Origin of the sequence: Sphingobium fuliginis (assembly GCF_015074805.1) — a bacterium.
Classification (GTDB): domain Bacteria; phylum Pseudomonadota; class Alphaproteobacteria; order Sphingomonadales; family Sphingomonadaceae; genus Sphingobium; species Sphingobium fuliginis.
This window is the reverse complement of the sequence record NZ_CP060036.1, coordinates 847,412-863,892: the sequence shown is the minus strand read 5'-3', so window position 1 is coordinate 863,892 and position 16,481 is coordinate 847,412. Positions and strand designations below refer to the sequence as shown.

The window sequence follows — 16,481 nt, the reverse complement described above, 5'->3', positions numbered from 1 at the left end:
GCCCGGGACAGGGCCGACAGGACAGGGAGGAGCGAACGGCCTATGTTTTCCCGCAACATCATCTGGCACTTGGGTTTGACCGTCAGTCTGGTCGCGCTGAGCGCAGCTCCGGCGTTGGCCGCGCCGCGCTTCGACCCCATGTTCGGCGATCATGCCGTCATCCAGCGCGATCATCCGGTGACGGTGACGGGCAGGGCCGATCCCGGCGAAGCCGTCTCGGTCACGCTGGCGGGTGAGGTCCGGCAGGTCCGCGCCGACAGGGAAGGCCGTTTCGCGGCGCAGTTCGGTCCGCTCGCCACCGCAGGACCGGTGACGCTGGAGGCCCGCGCTCCCTCGGGCAGCGCGGTCGCGCAGGATGTGGCGGTGGGCGACGTCTTCCTCTGTTCGGGCCAGTCGAACATGGAGCTGGAGGTCCGCAATGCGCAGGATGCGGTGGGCCAGATTCGCGCTTCGGCCGATGACCGATTGCGCCTGATGCTGGTGCCGCGCGCTGTGGCGGACGATCCGTTGCGCGACTTCCGGCAGGCGCCGTCCTGGCGCCCGGCCGGACCGGACAGCGTGGCCGATTTCTCAGCCGCCTGCTATTATATGGCGCGGGAATTGCGGAAGACGGCCGGCGTGCCGATCGGCGCCATCGCCAGCAGTTGGGGCGGATCACGGATCAGCCCGTGGATGGGGGCGCGGGCGCAGGCGGCGGTCGGACAGGCGGCGCAATCGGCGCTCGTATCGCTGCATGGGCGCGATCCCTTTGCGGCGGAGCGGGCGGCCAGCGCCGAATGGGAAAAATGGTGGCGCAAGGAAACCGGGGATGCCGCCGGCAAGGAACCCTGGCAGCCGGACAGCAGCATCGCATGGCAGGACGTGCCCAGCATAGGCCCTTGGGAACAATGGGGCGTTCCCGCGCTGGCCGACTATAATGGCATGGTCTGGTTCCGCAGGGAGATCGAACTGACGGCGGCGCAGGCGAAGCAGGCGGCCACCCTCTCCCTCGGACTGCTGGACGATGTCGGCCGGGTGTGGATCAATGGCAAGCCGGTGGCGATGAGCGCCCGAAGCTGGCAGCCGAGCATGTTCGACCTGCCCCCCGGCGTGCTGAAGCCGGGACGCAATGTGCTGATCGTCAATGTGCAGGACAACTATGCCAATGGCGGCTTGTCCGGCCCGGCGGAGGTCATGAAACTGGGGCTTGGGCACGGGCAGGGCGGGGACCTGCCGCTGGGCGACGGCTGGCGCTATGCGGTGCCGGCCAGATCGCCGGCGGGCGCGCCGCGCGTGCCGTGGGGCGACACGACCGGTTCAGGCACGCTCTACAACGGCATGATCGCGCCGCTGGGGTCGATAGGGTTGAAAGGCGTCGCCTGGTATCAGGGCGAATCGGACGTCGACCTGCCCGGCTATGACGACCGCATGAAGGCGATGATGGAGGATTGGCGGCGGCAGTTCGGTTCGCCCGACCTCGCTTTCGTCGCGGTCCAGCTTGCCGCTTACGGCGCGCCGGTGACGCAGCCGGGGGAAAGCGGCTGGGCGGCGATGCGCCAGGTGCAATATCAGGCGATGGCGCGGGATGCGCATGGCGGCCTCGCCACGGCCATCGACCTGGGCGACCCGTTCGACATCCATCCGGGCGAAAAGCAGGAGGTCGGCCGCCGCCTGGCACGGGCGATGCGCGTCGTCGCCTATGGCGATCCGGTGTCGCGCACCGGCCCGCAGGCGGCGCGGGCGGTGGCGACGACGGACGGCGGCGCGGCGGTCGAGTTCACCGGGCTGACCGGCGGGCTGCATATGCGCAGCGCGAGTCAGGCCATCGGCTTCGAACTGTGCGGAGCAGCGGCCGGAAGCTGCCGTTTCGTACCCGGCCGGGTGGAAGGCACGCGCATCGTGCTGGCGGGCGACGGCCTGCCGGCGACGCGCGTGCGCTATGCCTGGGCGGAATCGCCGGTCGTCAACCTCTATGATGAAGCGCCGCTGCCGGTCGGATCGTTCGAGCTGCCGATCACGCGGTAACGGATGGAGGGGGGATCAGCGCAGCAACGCTGCGTCCCCCCAGCTCACCGGAACGGCATTGCCCTTCGCGCCGTCGGCGCGGGCGACAAGTTCCAGCAGCTTGATCCCCTTCACATCCGCGGCGATCGCCTGGGCCGGCGCGCCCCGGCGCATCGGCGGCGTGCTGGCGAGCGGCTTGCCGTCGCCATAGAGGAAGAAGCGCACCGCCTGATCCCCGTCGAGCGCGCTGTCGTCCACGCCGACTTGCGCCGCAAAGCGGGCGAAGCCGGCGTTGCGCACTTCAAGCCGGCTGTTGGCCAGAATGCCTATGCCCGAGCCATAGGTCCTGCCCGCGATGACCAGCGGCTGGTTATAGGGGGTGAAGTCCGCCATCGCGCCGCCCCAGCCGGCATACATCGGCCGCTCCCCGATCCCGCGCGTGCCGCGCCAGTTGGGGATCGAGCGATAGATGGTGGGATCGGGTTCGGGCTGCACCACGCCGTCCGCCGCCGGATTCACCATGCCGGGCTGTTCGGACAGGTAGAGGCCGCCGGCCAGCGTCCGGTCGCCCCTTGCGCGGAACACGACCGTTTCGCGGGGAGCGACGCGCAGCTTCATGTCATGCGTGAAGCTGCTCTTCTCCCCCGTCCAGAGATTGGCGAGCGCGATCGGGCGGTCGGCGCGGAACTTCAGGTGATCGGCGGTCAGGATCGCGTCCACCGGCGCAAGGCCGCGATTGAAGAGGGCGACCGCCTTGTCCCCGTTGGCCAGCGTCTTGACGAGAATCTGGAAGCCGTCCGCGTCGAAAGCCATGACCGCCTGATTGCCGGCCGGGTCCTGGTTGAGCGCGATGATGTCGGCATTGCCGAAAATGTCGATCAGCGGCTGCGGCGTGACGCGCAGGTCCGCGCCGATCAGCAGCGGCGCGTTCATCATCGCCCATAGCGAGAAATGCGACTTCGCCTCGATCAGGTGGTTCGCGTCGAAATCACCCTTGCCGATGAAGAGCATGTCGGGATCGTTCCAGCTTCCCGGATGCGCGTATAGGGCACGGCGGGCGGCGCTGTCGTAATTGGTGAGCATTCGTCCCCAGTCCGGCGAAATGTCGTCGCTGGTGCGCGATATGTTGCCGACATCCTTGCCCCAGCTCCGGACATTGGCGCTGCCCCAGATGCAGAGCGAGAGCATATAGTCGTCATCGGGATTATATCGGGCAAGCGACTGGTTGATGTCGGCGAACAGCGCCTTGACCGCCGGGATGTTCGACCGGCTGATGCTGTGCTGGTCGATCAGCGGCGCCAGGGCGCGATATTGCCCGCTCTTCACCCGCTCGGCGTCGGCGGCGTAGGCGCGGATGCCGCAACCGTCGACCTTGATCGCGTCGAAGCCCCAGTCGGCGAAGAAGAGGCGGATATCCTGGTCGGTATGGCCGTAAAGGCCGACTTCGCGTTCTGCGACGCTGCCCTCGGGAAGCTGCTCGCTGCCATCGGCATAGGCTTGCGAGCAGATATTGCGGCCGAGGTCGGAATAGATGCCGGCCTTGAACCCCATGGCGTGCAGCCTGTCGGTCAGCGGGCGGAAGCTGGGATCGCCCTTGACCCGCGCGGAGGGGAATTTGTCGGTGCGGATCATCAGCTTGCCGTCGCTCACCCGGCGCCTGATCCACCAGCCATCGTCGATGTTGATGTAACGATAGCCCTTCTGCGCGAGGCCGGTCTCCCGGATACGCTCAGCCGAGCCCATCAGCTTTTCCTCGTCCACATGGGTGAAGAAGGCGTTCCAGCTGTTCCAGCCCATGGGCGGCACCTGCGCGCTGCCCGCCCGATAGGCGGACCAGCGGCCGGTGGGGGCGAGCGGGTCCGCGGTCTGCACCGGCGACTGCGCGGAAAGAGCGGTGCCGGCGCACAGCGCCACGGTCGGCAGGATGAAACGGCGCAGGGTCATGCAAAATCCTTGAGCGTCAATGTGACCGGCAGGCCGGCCTTGAAGGTGAGGGGGCGGCTCTTCGTCCCGAGGCGGATGGTGCGACGCCCGCTGAGTTCGGGGCGCATGATGGCCCGGTCCAGCCGCCCATCGCGCCAGTGGAGATCGATGCCGCAGCGGCCCCGCGCCCGCAGGCCGGTGACGCCGCCGGCGGGCCAGGCCGCGGGCAGCGCGGGCAGCAGGTCGATGACGTCGCCATGGCTGTCCATCAGCATTTCGACGATCCCAGCCGCGCCGCCGAAATTGCCATCGATCTGGAATGGCGGGTGGGCGTCGAGCATATTGGGATAGGTGCGCTCCGGCCCCAGCAGGAAGCGCAATATCTCATGCGCATGATCGCCCTCGCGCAGGCGCGCCCAGAGGTTGATGCGCCAGGCGGTCGCCCAGCCGGTCGCACGGTCGCCGCGGATTTCCAGCGTGCGGCGCGCGGCGGCGGCGAGCGCGGGGGTGCCGTCCGGCGTGATCTGGCGCGAGGGGTGCAGGCCGTAAAGATGAGAGACGTGGCGGTGATTCTGTTCGGGCGCGTCGGCGTCCCAATCCTGCTGCCACTCCTGGAGCTGGCCCTGCCGCCCGATCCTGTAGGGGGCGAGCCCGTCGTGCGCGGCCTGCATTTCGCTGACAAGGGCGGCGTCCTGGCCGAGGATCTTCGCGGCCTCCATCGTCCGGGAGAAGAGGTCGCGCAGGATCGCCATGTCCATCGTCGGCCCGGCGCAGACGGTGCCGCCGTGGCCGTGCGGGTTTTCGGGGCTCATCGACGGATTGGTGACGAGGAAGCCGGTCGCCGGATCGCGCTGGAGCGTGTCGAGGAAGAAGCGCGCCGCGCCCGTCAGCAGCGGGTAGATGGACGCAAGATAGGCGCGATCGCGGCCATAGTCATAATGATCCCACAAATGGATGCACAGCCACGCCCCGCCGGTCGGCCACAGGCCGAACTGCGCACCGTCGATCGGCGCGGTGGCGCGCCAGAGGTCCGTATTGTGATGCGCCACCCAGCCGCGCGCGCCATACATGGTCCGGGCGGTGCGCGCGCCCGTGACGGCGAGTTCGCGCACCATCTCCACCAGCGGCTCGACACATTCGCCGAGCGCGACCGGCTCGGCTGGCCAGTAATTCATCTCGGTATTGATGTTGATCGTATATTTGGAGCCCCAGGGAGGATTGAGGCTGTCGTTCCAGAGCCCCTGCAGGTTTGCGGGCTGACCGCCGGGGCGCGACGAACAGATCAACAGGTAGCGGGCATAGTGGAAATAGAGCGCGGCGAGCGCGGGATCGTCGCTGGTCTGCGATGCGGCGATGCGCTGGTCGGTCGGAAGCTGGGCGGCCGGCGACGTGCCAAGGTCCAGGCTGACGCGGCGGAACAGCCGCCGGTGCGCGGCGGCGGCATCCGCGGCGATGGTCGCGAAGGAGCGGTCTTGCGCACGGCCAAGCGTCGCGGCGGTGCCGGCGACGGGATCGCCGCCGACATCGTCGAACCGCCTGAAGCTGGTCGCCATGGCGAGGAACAGAGTGACCGACTTCGCGCCCCGGATGCTGAGGCGGCCGTCTGCGCCGTGGGTGGCGCTGCCGCCCTCCACGCGGGCGGTCAGGCGGGCGGCGAAGCGGAGCTTGCCCTCCATCCCCTTGGACGCGCCGTTGCGACCGGTGAGCAGCAGGCTGGTGGCGCCGTCCGCAGCGACCTGAACGCCGCTCTGGGAGGAGCGGAGGGAAATGTCGACGTCGAGCCCGCCGGTCGAGGAGAGGCGGACGGCAATCAGATTGTCGGCGGGGGAGGCGACCACCTGACGGACATGGGCGGCGCCGCCGGCGGTGAAGCGGGTGGTTGCCATCGCGCTGTCCAGATCGAGTTCGCGGTGATAGGCGGCCGCCTGCCCGACGTCCGGAAAATCGAGGATCAGGTCGCCCAGCGTCTGATAGGGCATTTGCGCCAGCGGCTTTGCCATCAGCGTCTTGTTGGCCAGCGCTTCGGCCTCCGCGATCCTGCCCGCGAAAATGAGTTCGCGCACCTGGGGCAGGTTCGCCTTCGCCTCCGGATTGACCGGATCATAGGGCTGGCCGGCCCAGAGCGTGCCTTCGTTGAGTTGCAGCCTTTCCCGCGCCACACCGCCGAACACCATCGCGCCAAGGCGTCCGTTCCCGATCGGGAGCGCTTCCGTCCACGTCGCGGCGGGCTGCCGATACCAGAGCGTCAGCGGATGCTGCGCTCCAGGTGCGGCGTCTGCCGGCCGTGCGGCGGCGAGCGCGGCGGTGCCGGCGGCCATCGCCATCATGGTGTCACGGCGGCTGAGGCTCATGGCCGCACGCCCTGCGGGAGCGGCATGAGGGTGAAGCTGTCGACATCGAGATAGCCGCCGGCTGGCGCGGGATTATAGCAGGAAAGCGCGATCTGCTGCCCCTGGAAGGTGCCCGTGCGCCAGTCGAAGGCGAGCGGGAAGCTGCCGCCCACCTCCGCCCATTTCCGGTTGTCGAGGCTGTAGGCGACACGGCCCAGCTTCGCGTCGAAATCCATGTCGGCGCGCAGCCAGAGCGTGCGGCCGGCAATGGACAGGGACGGGACGCGCACCTCTGTCTTCGGCCCGTCCATGGTGCTTTCGGTCAGCATCATGCGCAGCGCCTTCGCACCCCTGCGCCGCCGACGACCGAGAGTTGGGCGCTATATTTGCCGAAGCTGCCAAGGCCGCAAATGTCGCCCGGCCTGATGCCCGCCGTGTCGAGCTTCGTCACGGCGCGCATCCTTGGCCCCTGCGCCTTCTGCGTCAGCGTGTTGCGCGCGGTCCAGATGCCGTCGGCCTGCGTGGCGTGGAGGCGGAGGAAGCCAAGGCGCTGCGTCAGCGACCATTTGCCGTCGTCAGGATTATGATTCCACTGCCATTGCAGCCCGAGCTTCGATGCGGAGAAATCGTCCGAGGCGGGCGGTTCGGCAAAGGCATGGCCCTTGATCGGCTTGGGCGATCGTTCGGGAACGTGATCGGGCCTGTCGGGCGTTCCCCACCAGGGCCAGTCGTCCTTCCAGAAGATCGGGCTGATGTTGGTCATGCGCCCGATCGCGCCGGCATCCACCATGACGAAGCCGTACCAGCTCCCGTCGGGCATATCCACGATCGCGCCCTGATGACCGCCGGTCCTGTCGTCGATCGATGGCTTGGTTTCCCACGGTCCCCACAGGCTGCGCGAGCGGGAGACGGTCATCGCCAGCTTGCCGGGAATGGCATTGAACAGATAGTACCAGCCATTGTGGCGGATGATCTTCGATCCTTCCGCGCCCTTGTTGTAATAGGGGACCTTCGCGGCGGTGACGGCGCTCAAATCCTTGTTGAGCGTCAACAGCGTCACCGTGCCGTCGCTGCCGATCGAGGTGCCGAGATAGGCCGTTCCGTCGGCATCGATGAACAGCGCGGGGTCGAAGGCTTCGCGGTCGATCGCCCGATACGTCCACGGACCTTCGATCGTCGACGATCGATAGATGCGCGTCCTGTGCCCGACCGGCGTGACCGCCAGATAGAACATGCCATTATGGCGGCGCAGGCTGGCGGCATAGAAACCATGGCGATAGTCGCCGCCATCCTTCAGCTCATAGCGCGGGTCGCCATCGAGCCGGTCGACCACATGGCTGACGATCCGCCAGTTCACCAGATCCTTCGAGTGAAGGATGGTGACGCCGGGGGAGTTTGCGAAGGTCGTGGAGACGAAATAGAAATCCTCGCCAACGCGGATGATGTCGGGATCGGGATAGTCGGCGAAGAGGACGGGATTGCGATATGTGCCGTCGCCCTGATCGGCGCGCCAGACCTGCGCGGGCGCGGCAAGGGAGAGGCTGGCGGCCAGCGCGACGGCGACCGGGCGGAGCATGGCGCGCTTCCTCATGGGGCGGGCGTGTAGTGATAGGGGCCGACGACCGTGCCCACGAAGCCCCCGGCCTTCCGGGTGCTGAGCAGCGTGGCGTCCACCCCCTGCTTCAGCGTCCGGGTCTTGCCGCCGGCGCCATAGTCGAACGCCATCGTCCCACCGGTCACGCGCATGGTCAGGGTCACGGGTCCGTTCGTGGCGACGGGGGCAGAGGCGACCAGCGTGTCGGCGTCGGCCGCATCGCGGGTGTAGAGCGCGACGACGGGCTGGCCGGCGATGCGGGTCAGGCCGAAGAAGAGGTTGCTGCGGTCGCTCTGCACGGCGGCCAGCCCGGCGCGGTCGCCGTCTTTGACCGGCGTGTAGCGCAGCGTGGTGGAGAAGGTGGCATTGGCATGCTGCTGCCGCCGCCCGATGAAGGCAGGGACGCCGTTCAGGTCCCCGATGGCCGCCCCGCTCTCCAGTTCCAGCGCGCCGTCCCTGATCTGGTAGAAGGGCTTGTGCGGGGTGCGAATGCCGATCCACTGCATGGGCAGGCGCGTGCCGTTGAAATCCTCGACATAGGAAAAGTCGCCGCTCGTCGGGATCGCCGGCCTGGGCTGCGGCGGAAGGTCGGGGCGCTTCGCTGCATGGGGGATCGCCTGACCGCGCGGCAGGATGATCGGCCAGCCGTCCTTCCATGTCACTGGCAGCAGGAAGGTTTCGCGGCCGATATTGTAATGGTCGTCGCCATCATAGGGACGCACGGCCAGGAAGGTCGCCCACCAGTCGCCCCTCTGCGTCTCCACCAGTTGGGCGTGACCGGCCGATCCGATGAAGTTCGACCGCGCGGGGTCAAGATCGCGCTGGGTGAGGATCGGGTTCCCCTCATAGGGCGTGTAGGGGCCGCGCAGATCCTTCGAACGGAACACGACCTGCGAATGGTTGACGCTGGTGCCGCCTTCGGCCGCGGTCAGATAATAATAGCCGTCCTTCCTGAAGATATGCGGCCCTTCGATCCAGACCGGCTTTTTGCTGATGTCGACGCCGCCGTTGATGAGTTGCGTGCTTTCCCCGACCATCTTGCCGGCGCGCCAGTCATATTCCTGAATCCAGATGGCGCGGTGCCCGTCATAGCGGGGCGGTTCGTTGGGCGCGCGGTTGTTGACGATATAGGCCTTGTCCCCCTCCCAGTAGATGGAGGGGTCGATCCCTTCGAACGGCAGCCATATGGGGTTTGACCAGGGGCCGGCGGGGTCCTTCGCCGTGATGATGAAATTGCCCCTGCATTCGACGCAGGTGTTGACGATGTAGAAAGTGCCCTCGTGCCAGCTGATGGCCGGCGCGAATACGGCCTGCGAAATGCGGCGACCGTTGAAGTCGAGCTGTTCCGGCCGGTCGATCGCATTGCCGATCTGCGTCCAGTTGACGAGGTCTTTCGACCTGAAGATCGGCAGGCCCGGATAATGGGCGAAGGAGGAGTTGACGAGATAATAGTCGTCCCCCACGCGCATGACCGATGGATCGGGATAATAGCCGGTCAGGATCGGGTTGCGATATTCACCCGGCTTTACCGCGATCTTCTCGATCGACTTTCCTTCATAGGCAAAGCGATCGAACCGGGCGGGCGCCGCCTCGGCGGTGGCGGCGCCCAGCATGAGCAGGGAAAAGGACAGCAGCGCAGAAGGAAGGGGTAAAAGGCCTAAGGTCCGGTGCGTCACGATCAATCTCTCCTGGAAGTGCCGACCATCCCGTGCGGCTCGCTTATTGATAGCGCTACCAATCATATGTGTCGAGCGGGATGCTCAGTTCCGCGCAGGGCGCGCCGTTACTCCGGCCTCGGTCTGCACCACCGGTTTCAGGGTGCCGTCAGGATTATATTCCAGCCGCTCGACGGTGACGGCCCGCCGGCCGATGGCGCCGTTCAGATCGCCGATCGCAAGCGTGGCGTTGTGCAGGAAAATATACCAGTCGCCCTTAAATTCGGCGATGCCCGGATGGATGGTGAAGCTGTACTTGCCAGAGCCGGTGAGTTCGCCGCGATAGGTCCAGGGGCCGTCGAGGGACGTTGCGGTCGCATAGGATATGCGTTCGTCCCGATGCGTCGCCCTGTCGAGGGAGGCATAGGTCAGATAATAGAATCTGCCGCGCTTGTGCAGCCAGGGGCCTTCCTCGAAATGGGGCGGAGTGATCTCCCTGATGGGTCCGTCCAGCTCGATCATGTTGGACTTCAACTTCGCGATATAGGCCTGACGATTGCCCCAGGCGATCCAGCTCGTGCCATCGTCGTCCGTGAAGACTGTGGGATCGATGTCTTCCCAACTGTGGGTGCCCTTTGGCGTCATCTGGTTGGTGATCAGCGCCGAGCCCTTCGCATCGACGAACGGGCCGGTCGGCTTGTCCGAAACGGCGACGGCGATCGCCTTGCCCGGATGCGTGTTGTCATGCTCGACCGCGGCGTAGAACCAGTAGCGGCCGTTCTTTCGGATGGTCTGCGACGCCCATGCATCCTTCTTCGCCCATTTGAAGTCGGACACCTTCATGATCGGGCCATGATCGGTCCAGTGCCGCATGTCCGTGGTGGAATAGACCAGCCATTCCTTCATGTTGAACATCTCGTCCCGCTGCGCCTCGTCATGGCCGACATAGAGGTAGAGGCGGTCGCCATCGACCATCGGCGCGGGATCGGCGGTGAACTTGTCGCGGATGATGGGATTGGACCCCGGCGCCGCGTCCTGCGACAGGGCAGGCGCGGCAATGGCGGCAAGGGTGAGGAAGGGAAGCAGCGACCGGCGCATGGATGGACAGTCCTCTTGATGTTCAGCTCAGGATGATGCGGCGCGCCGCGCCCTGCGGATCGTCGACCATGCGGCATTGATTGTCGAAGACCATGGTCGCGCACCGCGTGGCGTCGGTCGGCGTCCAGTTCAGGCCCGGCTGGCTGGGATTGCCGGTGCGGGCGAAATTGGCCCAGGCCGTCGCCATGGTGCGGGCCAGCTTCCGCGCTTCGGGCGTATTGCCGGTGCCCTGATCGCACAGCGCTGTATTGTCGAACACGAAGGCAAGGTCGGCGGTGTGCCATGCGCCAGCGACTCCGTCCAGCTGGGGCGACTGCCACTGGAAGAGATATTGGTACATCGGCGCGGCGCCCGGCTGCTTGTCGCGCAGGCCAACCATGGTCTGGATGCGATTGCGGTAGCCCAGGGAGTCCACGCCGTAGGAGAGGGTGCGGATCGCCTTTTCGGGGTGGTCCCGCTTCATCTGGGCGATAAGCGCGTCCGCCTTCCGTGCGCCATAGCGTTGGCTGAGGTCGGCGCGCCATTCCGCCTCGCCGGGATTCTGGCCGAACCGCATTCCCTCTTCGCTGGTGTTGCCGATCAGCATCGGCACATCGCGGGAAACATCGGGCGCCACGTCGAAGAAGGACCGCACCGTGATGACCCGGCCGTCCATTGTCGGATTCCAGCCCACGCGCGGAGTGGTGGAGGGGCCGCCTACCCCGCGCGGGCCGTTGACCTGCTCGGCCACCTTGTTGCCCGCGGCGAAAAGCGTCGCCCAGTCCATCCTTTGCAGCGCGCCGATGTCCCGCGCGCCGATACCCAGTTCCTTGACGACCCGGCGCGAGAAATCGCGCGATTGCTCCAGCGTCGGAATATTGCCGCCGCCGCCCGATTGCGCCGCCGCGCGATGGATGAGACCCTTGCCCGACGGCATGCCCATCAGCGTCGTCACCTTGGATGCGCCGCCCGACTGGCCATAGATCATGATCCGGTCCGGATTGCCGCCGAAGGCCGCGATATTTTCCTGCACCCAGCGTAGCGCCGCGATGCAGTCGGTCATGCTGACATTGACCGATTCCTCATAGGGCGCGCCGCCCACCTCGGTCAGGTCCAGAAAGCCCAGCACGTTGAGGCGGTGGTTGATCGACACCTGCACCACGTCATGATGCCGCGCCATCTGCGCGCCGTCGTGAGAGGCGAGTTCGTAGGAGGAGCCGAAGGCGAAGCCGCCGCCGTGGAAATAGACCATGACGGGGCGATTGCCCGACAGCGAGGGCGTCCAGATGTTGAGCTTCAGCATGTCCTCGCCAAGGAAGCCGTCGGTCCATTGCTGGAGGAAGGTGTGTTCCTTCGCGCGAAAACTGTGCAGCGTCTGCGGGCAGTTCGCCCCATAGGCGAGCGCGGGATAGGGATCGGTCCAGGGCTTGGGGGGCCTGGCGGGAAGCCAGCGGTTCTCTCCCCCCGCATCGTCGCCATAGGGTATGCCCTTGAAGGTGAAGACGTCTCCGGCGACATAACCGCGCACCGGGCCATAGCGCGTCCTCGCAATGGCGTTGCGCGGCGTGGTGCAGGTTCCCGCACCGCCCGAAACGGCGGTCGAGCGCGGAGCGGCCGCTGCTTCGCCACCCAGCAGCGCCGCCGCGCTGCCCAGGGACGACGCCAACAGCGCCTGACGTCGATCGAAAAGCATGGCCCGCTCGGTCATCCAGCATCCCCTTGTCGATTATGATGCCGGTGTCCTGCTGATCGACCGGCGCTAAAATCCTATACGATCCAGAGGGCTGGTCAATAACTCACACAAATATTTTATGCGCCGTCGCCCGCCGGGGGATGACCCGGCGAACGCCTCTCGCCGCGCTCCGGCATCTCCGCCGATCCATGTCCTCTTTGCCCCTTTGCCGCAGGCGATCCTTGGCTTAGATCACCGTTTTGGGTTTGTCGAAGACATGGGGTGGGCATGGCGAAACCGGAGCGTCCGGCGCGCGGGGCGACGATCGTCGATGTGGCGGCGCGGGCGGGCGTGTCGTCGATGACGGTGTCGCGCGTCATCAATGGGCGCGCGGGCGTGAGCGCACAGGCGCGCGCGGTGGTGGAGGAGGCGATCAAGGCGTTGGCTTACACGCCGAACGTCGCGGCCCGCAGCCTGGTGACGTCCAGCGAACTGCGCATCGGCGTGATCTATTCCAATCCCAGCGCCGCGTTCATGAGCGAATTTCTGACAGGGGTGTTCGAGGAAGCGTCCGCCTGCAGCGCGCGGCTTGTGCTGCTGAAGGGGGAAGGGGGGCGCGCTCCGTCCGCCGCCGCGCTGGAAGACTGGATCGAATCGGGGATCAGCGGCGTGCTGCTCGCTCCGCCGCTGGGTGAAGCGCCGGATGTGCTTCGCGTCCTGCGGGCCAGAGGCTGCGTCATGGCGGCGGTGGGCGCATATCAGTCCCCCGATACGATTTGCGTGCGCATCGACGATCGGGCCGCGGCCTATCAAATGACCGGGTTGCTGCTGGACATGGGGCATCGCCGACTGGGGTTCATCCTTGGCAATCCCGATCAGGCGGCAAGCGCCGAACGCATGGCTGGCTTCTACGCCGCCGTCCGGGAACGGGGCGGGGTGGAGGTGCAGGTCGCGCAGGGCGATTTCACCTATATGTCCGGCCTCGCCGCTGCCGAGCAGTTGCTGGGCGCGGCCAGTCCGCCCACGGCGATCTTCGCGAGCAATGACGACATGGCGGCGGCCGTCGTGTCCGTGGCGCACCGGCGCCATCTGGACGTTCCGGCGGAACTGACCGTCGTGGGGTTTGACGATACCACAGCCGCCCAGACGCTGTGGCCGCCGCTGACGACCGTGCACCAGCCGGTGCGGGATCTGGCGGCGGAGGCCCTTAACCTGTTGGTGGCTCAGATCGCGGCGGGCGCCCGCCGTTCCCGCGTTCCCCGCGAGAGGATTCTGGAGCATCGGATCGTGCAGCGTCAGTCCACCGGAGCGCCGAGCTCTTCCTCCACATAGACGAAGCTGGCGAAATCCGCCGGATGGGCCTGGCCCGACAGGTCCTGGCAGGCCATGCCGATGAAGGCGCCGGTGAAGTTGGGCAGGCCGGGGTGGGTGACTTCGTCCGACAGGATGCTGGCGTCGTGGACATCCGGAAGGATATGCCAGTCCTCCCCATCGGGCCGCCAGGCGAAGCGCAGCCGGTCGCCATCCACGGCGGCGCGCAGATCGATCGCGCCGTCGGGCAGCCGGTCTGCGACGATGTCGAATCTGTTGCCCTCCGGATTTTCGGGCGAAGCGGAGAGGATCTGGAGCTGCCGCCGGCCTTCCTCGGCGCTGACGCACAGATAATAGAATTTGGTGCTGTTATAATAATAGATGAGGCCCGCCGCCTGCTGGAAGCTGCGGGGCTCGAAGGAGAGCGAGGTCGTCGCGGTGAAGCGGAAGGCGGTCTGCCGCCGCGCCACCAGCGCCTGCTCGAACAGGCTGCCGACCGTTTCACGCCCGTAAAGACGCAGGAAGCCGGGCCGGACCGTCAGGCTGAACAGCCGTTCCGGGGCGGGGCTGCGCAGCCATTGCAGGTCCTGCGGCAGTTGGGGAAGGTCGAAGCGGCCGTCCCAGCGTTCGATGTCCCATGGGGCGGGCGGCAGGTCCGGCGCAGGCGGCGTCCGGTCGGGCTGCGCGTCCCCGTTGACGGTGCGCAGCCAGCCATCCTCGCCCCACAGCATCGGTTGTATCGCGGTTTCGCGGCCCATGATGCAGCGTTCGCGCCCCGGCAGGGGACGGCCGCACAGATAGGCCAGCCAGGTGCTGCCATCCGCCAGTTCCACCAGATCGCCGTGGCCGGCGCGGGCGATGGGCACGTCCTTGCGGCCCGCGCTGGTCAATATGGCTCCATCCGGATGCACTTCATAGGGGCCGAGCAGGTCGGGCGCGCGCGCCATGACGACGGCATGATCCCAGCCCGTGCCCCCTTCGGCGACCAGCAGATGATAGAAGCCGCCATGCTTGTAGAGATGCGGCCCTTCGGTAAAGCCGCGCTCCGTGCCCCTGAAGATCAGCGTCGGTTCGCCGACCAGCTTCAGCGCCGCGCGGTCCAGTTCCTGCGCCTGTATGCCGGCGAACCGGCCATGGCCGGGCCGGTGGTCCCACAGCATGTTGAGCATCCAGCTGCGCCCGTCATCGTCATGGAATAGCGCCGGGTCGAAACCGCTGCTGTTGAGGTGCACCGCGTCCGACCATATGCCGTCGACCGTTTCGCAGGTGACGACATAATTGGGGAAGTCGCGCAACGACATGCCCTTCGCCCCCTGAACGGTAGTGGCGCCGTAACGCTTGACGTCCGTGAAGACCAGCCAGAAGCGGCCGTCCGCATGGCTGAGGTCCGGGGCCCACACGCCGCAGCCGTCGGGATCGCCGCGCATGTCGAGCTGCGCCGCGCGGTCGAGCGGGCGAGCGACGAGCCGCCAGTTCACCAGGTCGCGGCTGTGGTGGATCTGCACGCCCGGATACCATTCGAAGGTGGATGTCGCGATGTAGAAATCGTCGCCCACGCGCACGATCGACGGATCAGGATTGAAGCCCCGCAAAATGGGGTTGGAAATGTTTGTCATCGAGGCTTGCGCACCAGCGTCCACAATATGGCGGCGCCGACCAGGTCGAGCACGCCGAGCAGGATGAAAAAGGGCTCATAGCCGACCCGGTCGACCATCTGCCCAAGGGAAAGGGAAAAGACCAGCACGCCCAGATTCCCGGCCAGGCCCGCCATGCCGGCGGCGGTCGCCACCTCATTCCTAGCGAACAGGTCGGACGCCATGGTGATGACCGTCACCGACAGGGTCTGATGGGCGAAGCCGCCAAGGCAGAGCAGGGCGATCGCCGCATAGGGATTGGTGGCAAAGCCGACAAAGGCCATGCCGGTCATCAACAGGGCGCCAAGCGTGAAGGCCCAGCGCCGCGCATCGACAAGGTCGATCCCCCTGCGCTGGAGGAAGGCGACGACGGCCGGGCCGAACAGGCATCCAAGGTCGGCGGCCAGGAAGGGCAGCCAGGCGAACAGCGCGATTTGCCCAAGATCGAAGCCGCGCACGCGCGCAAGGTAGAGCGGCATCCAGAAGGACAGCATGCCCCAGACCGGATCGGCCAGCAGGCGGGGAAGCGCTATGCCCCAAAGGTCGCGCCGCCGCGCAAGGGCGAGCACAGCGGGTTTTTCGGCGCGAGCGGCCAGGCGCTGTTCCTGGTTGTTCAGGATATAGTCGCGCTCCGCCTGACTCAGCCGCCGGTGCCTCATCGGGCTGTTGTAATGGAGGAACCAGAGGACCGACCAGATGAGGCCTATGCCCCCCGCCACGACGAAGGCCAGCCGCCAGCTATGCACCATGACGGCCCAGGCGACGAGCGGCGGGGCGAAGACCGCGCCGAAGGAAGCGCCGATATTGTAGATGCCGCCCGCGATGCCGCGTTCCCTGGAGGGGAACCATTCCGCCACCAGCTTCTGGCCGGCGGGCTGGGCCGATCCTTCCGCCAGGCCGAGCAGCCCGCGCAGCGCGGCGAATCCGAACCAGCCATTCACAAGGCCATGCGCCATGGTGACCAGCGACCAGACCGCGACGCATATGGCGAAGCCAATGCGCAGCCCTACGCTGTCAAGGAAATAGCCGGCCGCCGGCTGGAGCATCACGCCCAGTTGGAAGGCGCCGGTTATCCAGCCATATTCGACGTTGCTGATCTTCTGTTCGGCAAGGATCACGGGCGCGGCAACGCCCAGCACGGAACGCGACAGATAATTGATGACCATCGCGCCCACAAACAGGCCGATGATCGTCCAGCGGAACTTGCCGACCAGCGTCAACATGGCGGCCTGCTCCAGCGCGAGCCGCGAAATCGCCTGGGTTTTCGGGCGATGGGAGCCGGGCCGCCGTCCTGCACGGACA

11 protein-coding genes are annotated in these 16,481 nt (G+C 66.7%); 2 read left to right on the top strand and 9 right to left on the bottom strand.

What is annotated here, in order from left to right; translation table 11 throughout:
- The first annotated feature begins 42 nt into the window (after positions 1-42).
- Positions 43-2,004, top strand: coding sequence for a sialate O-acetylesterase (locus H5V43_RS19980; RefSeq protein ID WP_193666832.1), 1,962 nt, complete (start codon positions 43-45; stop codon positions 2,002-2,004).
- Between the two features lie 15 nt (positions 2,005-2,019).
- On the opposite strand, the gene H5V43_RS19975 is transcribed toward H5V43_RS19980, so the two are convergent.
- From H5V43_RS19975 to H5V43_RS19950, 7 genes are all read right to left on the bottom strand, one after another.
- Positions 2,020-3,927 carry an NPCBM/NEW2 domain-containing protein gene (locus tag H5V43_RS19975; protein WP_193666831.1) on the bottom strand — a complete coding sequence of 636 codons (1,908 nt, stop codon included), beginning with the start codon at positions 3,925-3,927 and terminating at the stop codon, positions 2,020-2,022.
- Entirely contained in the window at positions 3,924-6,257 is a 2,334-nt protein-coding gene (locus H5V43_RS19970; RefSeq protein WP_193666830.1) for a glycoside hydrolase family 95 protein, read from the bottom strand. The genes H5V43_RS19975 and H5V43_RS19970 overlap by 4 nt, the downstream gene beginning before the upstream one ends.
- Positions 6,254-6,568, bottom strand: coding sequence for a beta-xylosidase family glycoside hydrolase (locus tag H5V43_RS23820; protein ID WP_254657303.1), 315 nt, complete (start codon positions 6,566-6,568; stop codon positions 6,254-6,256). The genes H5V43_RS19970 and H5V43_RS23820 overlap by 4 nt, the downstream gene beginning before the upstream one ends.
- On the bottom strand, positions 6,565-7,812 hold the full coding sequence (locus tag H5V43_RS19965) for a glycoside hydrolase family 43 protein (RefSeq protein ID WP_254657304.1): 1,248 nt from the start codon (positions 7,810-7,812) through the stop codon (positions 6,565-6,567). Before H5V43_RS19965 ends, H5V43_RS23820 begins: the two co-directional genes overlap by 4 nt.
- A gap of 11 nt (positions 7,813-7,823) precedes the next feature.
- The gene (locus tag H5V43_RS19960) at positions 7,824-9,443 is read right to left on the bottom strand and encodes a glycoside hydrolase family 43 protein (protein ID WP_044662966.1); all 1,620 of its coding nucleotides are present in this window, start codon (positions 9,441-9,443) and stop codon (positions 7,824-7,826) included.
- A 147-nt stretch (positions 9,444-9,590) separates the two neighbouring features.
- Positions 9,591-10,583, bottom strand: coding sequence for a glycoside hydrolase family 43 protein (locus H5V43_RS19955; RefSeq protein ID WP_025552074.1), 993 nt, complete (start codon positions 10,581-10,583; stop codon positions 9,591-9,593).
- Between the two features lie 22 nt (positions 10,584-10,605).
- Positions 10,606-12,270 (bottom strand): carboxylesterase/lipase family protein, encoded by a 1,665-nt coding sequence (locus H5V43_RS19950; RefSeq protein WP_193666829.1) that lies wholly within the window; start codon positions 12,268-12,270, stop codon positions 10,606-10,608.
- Between the two features lie 252 nt (positions 12,271-12,522).
- Here H5V43_RS19950 and H5V43_RS19945 point away from each other — a divergent pair, with 252 nt between their 5' ends.
- Positions 12,523-13,566: a LacI family DNA-binding transcriptional regulator gene (locus H5V43_RS19945; RefSeq protein WP_044661132.1), complete on the top strand. Its 1,044-nt coding sequence runs from the start codon at positions 12,523-12,525 to the stop codon at positions 13,564-13,566.
- Here the strand turns inward: H5V43_RS19945 and H5V43_RS19940 are convergent.
- Both H5V43_RS19940 and H5V43_RS19935 read right to left on the bottom strand, forming a co-directional pair.
- Positions 13,530-15,161: a glycoside hydrolase family 43 protein gene (locus H5V43_RS19940; RefSeq protein ID WP_025549234.1), complete on the bottom strand. Its 1,632-nt coding sequence runs from the start codon at positions 15,159-15,161 to the stop codon at positions 13,530-13,532. The two genes, H5V43_RS19945 and H5V43_RS19940, sit on opposite strands and share 37 nt — an antisense overlap.
- Positions 15,158-16,402, bottom strand: coding sequence for an MFS transporter (locus tag H5V43_RS19935; protein ID WP_025549233.1), 1,245 nt, complete (start codon positions 16,400-16,402; stop codon positions 15,158-15,160). Before H5V43_RS19935 ends, H5V43_RS19940 begins: the two co-directional genes overlap by 4 nt.
- Positions 16,403-16,481 lie beyond the last annotated feature (79 nt).

What these genes read in the sequence shown, in the direction of transcription:
- H5V43_RS19950 (WP_193666829.1), bottom strand. Translation starts at nt 12,270, where the DNA reads ATGACCGAGCGGGCCATGCTTTTCGATCGACGTCAGGCGCTGTTGGCG.
- H5V43_RS19960 (WP_044662966.1), bottom strand. Translation starts at nt 9,443, where the DNA reads ATGCTGGGCGCCGCCACCGCCGAGGCGGCGCCCGCCCGGTTCGATCGC.
- H5V43_RS19955 (WP_025552074.1), bottom strand. Translation starts at nt 10,583, where the DNA reads ATGCGCCGGTCGCTGCTTCCCTTCCTCACCCTTGCCGCCATTGCCGCG.
- H5V43_RS19945 (WP_044661132.1), top strand. Translation starts at nt 12,523, where the DNA reads ATGGCGAAACCGGAGCGTCCGGCGCGCGGGGCGACGATCGTCGATGTG.
- H5V43_RS19940 (WP_025549234.1), bottom strand. Translation starts at nt 15,161, where the DNA reads ATGACAAACATTTCCAACCCCATTTTGCGGGGCTTCAATCCTGATCCG.
- H5V43_RS19980 (WP_193666832.1), top strand. Translation starts at nt 43, where the DNA reads ATGTTTTCCCGCAACATCATCTGGCACTTGGGTTTGACCGTCAGTCTG.
- H5V43_RS19935 (WP_025549233.1), bottom strand. Translation starts at nt 16,402, where the DNA reads ATGTTGACGCTGGTCGGCAAGTTCCGCTGGACGATCATCGGCCTGTTT.
- H5V43_RS19965 (WP_254657304.1), bottom strand. Translation starts at nt 7,812, where the DNA reads ATGCTCCGCCCGGTCGCCGTCGCGCTGGCCGCCAGCCTCTCCCTTGCC.
- H5V43_RS19975 (WP_193666831.1), bottom strand. Translation starts at nt 3,927, where the DNA reads ATGACCCTGCGCCGTTTCATCCTGCCGACCGTGGCGCTGTGCGCCGGC.
- H5V43_RS19970 (WP_193666830.1), bottom strand. Translation starts at nt 6,257, where the DNA reads ATGAGCCTCAGCCGCCGTGACACCATGATGGCGATGGCCGCCGGCACC.
- H5V43_RS23820 (WP_254657303.1), bottom strand. Translation starts at nt 6,568, where the DNA reads ATGATGCTGACCGAAAGCACCATGGACGGGCCGAAGACAGAGGTGCGC.